This window comes from Ramlibacter albus, from assembly GCF_014297445.1.
In the GTDB taxonomy this organism is placed as follows: Bacteria; Pseudomonadota; Gammaproteobacteria; order Burkholderiales; family Burkholderiaceae_C; genus Ramlibacter; species Ramlibacter albus.
On record NZ_JACORU010000033.1, the window covers coordinates 1 to 1,384 of the forward strand.

Genomic DNA, 1,384 nt, shown 5'->3' on the forward strand with positions numbered 1-1,384 from the left:
AGAAGTGGCTCCGCTTGTCTGAACAGCTTTCCCCGATTTTTAAGTGGATTCCGTGCGGGTTGCCAACGGTGCAGAGATGTCCACGGCGGCGGGCGTCGCTTGCGACGAACGCACGACGCGGTGGGCATCTCGGGGCGCACCAGGGATATTCATCTTACGCGGCCAGTTTCAGCTGCGGCAGGCCCGCGAAGTACGCTTCATCGGGTGTCAGTCGATCCAGCTTCGAATGAGCACGCTGCGCGTTGTACCAAGCCAGGTAGTCGCCGATGTCGGCGCGCGCGGCGCTGACGCTGTCGTAGGCCTTGAGGTACACGCGCTCGTACTTCACGCTACGCCACAGGCGCTCGACGAACACGTTGTCGCGCCAGGCGCCGCGGCCGTCCATCGACAGCTTGCAGCCACGCGGCAGAACCGCGTGCGTGAACTCGATCGCGGTGAATTGACTGCCCTGATCGGTGTTGACGATCTCAGGCACGCCGTATTTCGCGAACGCCTGCTCGATGATCTCCTTCGCGTGGCACGCCTCCAGCGTGATCGCCACCTTGTGCGCCAGCACCTTGCGGCTGAACACGTCCACGACGGCGGTGAGGTAGACGAAGCCGCGTGCCATTGGGATGTACGTCGTGTCGAGCGCCCACACCTGGTTGCTGCGCGTGATCGCCAGCTTGCGCAGCAGGTACGGGTAGACCTTGTGGCCCGGCGCCGGCTTGCTGCTGCCAGGTTGCGGGCAAAGCGCCTCGATGCCCATTCGATGCATCAGCGTGGTGATGTGTCGGCGGCCGACCTGAACACCTTCACGATGCAGCTGATCGCGCAGCATCCGCGCGCCCATGAACGGGTGGTCAAGGTGCAACTCGTCGAGTCGTCGCATCAGCTTCAGATCGGCCTCGCTGGCCGGCCGCGCCAGGTAGTACACCGAGCCGCGGCTGATGCCCACCAGCTCGGCCTGGCGCGTGACGCTCAGTTCATGGTCTCGGTCGATCATCGCTTTGCGCTCAGCAATCCCGCCTTGGTGAGCGCGCGTTCTAAAAAATCGTTCTCCAGCGTCAGTTGCCCGATCTTCGCGTGCAGCGGTGCGAGGTCCACCGGCTCGCTCGCCTGGGCGCTGCCGCCGAAGGCGCCAGCGGCGTTCTCAAGCAGTTGCCGACGCCACTCGGTGATCTGGTTCGGATGCACCTCGAACTGCTTGGCCAATTCCGCCAAGGTCTTGTCTTCCCGAAGCGCGGCAAGGGCCACCTGCGCCTTGAAAGCCGGCGTGTGCGTGCGGCGGGTGCGCCGCGCCGATTTCTTTGCCATCGAAAACTCCTGTCGCCAGCCTTCCACGGCCGGCATCATGCACGGAGTTTCCACTGAAGACGCTGTTCAGATTTCCGGAGCCACTTCT

At 63.9% G+C, this 1,384-nt stretch carries 1 protein-coding gene; it reads right to left on the reverse strand.

All coding sequences use genetic code 11. The features are described from left to right. Nucleotides 1-154 precede the first annotated feature (154 nt). A protein-coding gene (locus H8R02_RS29990) for an IS3 family transposase (protein ID WP_187085706.1) occupies nt 155-1,296 on the reverse strand; the annotation gives its coding sequence in 2 pieces (ribosomal slippage) (nt 155-1,026 and nt 1,026-1,296; 1,143 coding nt in all). Between the last annotated feature and the right edge of the window lie 88 nt (nt 1,297-1,384).